Origin of the sequence: Undibacterium sp. SXout20W (genome assembly GCF_049340285.1) — a bacterium.
Lineage (GTDB): Bacteria > Pseudomonadota > Gammaproteobacteria > Burkholderiales > Burkholderiaceae_D > Undibacterium.
On the sequence record NZ_JBMPPH010000136.1, the window covers coordinates 1 to 255 of the forward strand.

At 54.5% G+C, this 255-nt stretch carries 1 pseudogene; it reads right to left on the reverse strand.

Going from position 1 to position 255, the window contains the following annotated elements:
- Nucleotides 1–255: pseudogene (locus tag ACO0K1_RS20345) on the reverse strand (IS3 family transposase); the annotation flags it as partial.

A 255-nucleotide genomic window follows, 5' to 3' on the forward strand; every position in this document is an offset into this window, starting at 1 on the left:
CCAGTCCCTCAGCCAGACTTGCACGCCGCAGCAGCAGTGATGCCAGTTCAGCCGACTCTGCGACATGAATTTCATGCCCGACAATCTTTCGACTGTAAACATCGAGCACCATGTACCAGTAAAAATATAGCCCCTTCACATCTGCCGGCAGCCAGGTAATATCCCAAGCCCACAGACGATTCGGTTCGGTCGCACAGTGGCTTGTAACAACTCTGGTACTCGGTTTGCTTGCGCGTCCCCGGTGATGCTGCTGCT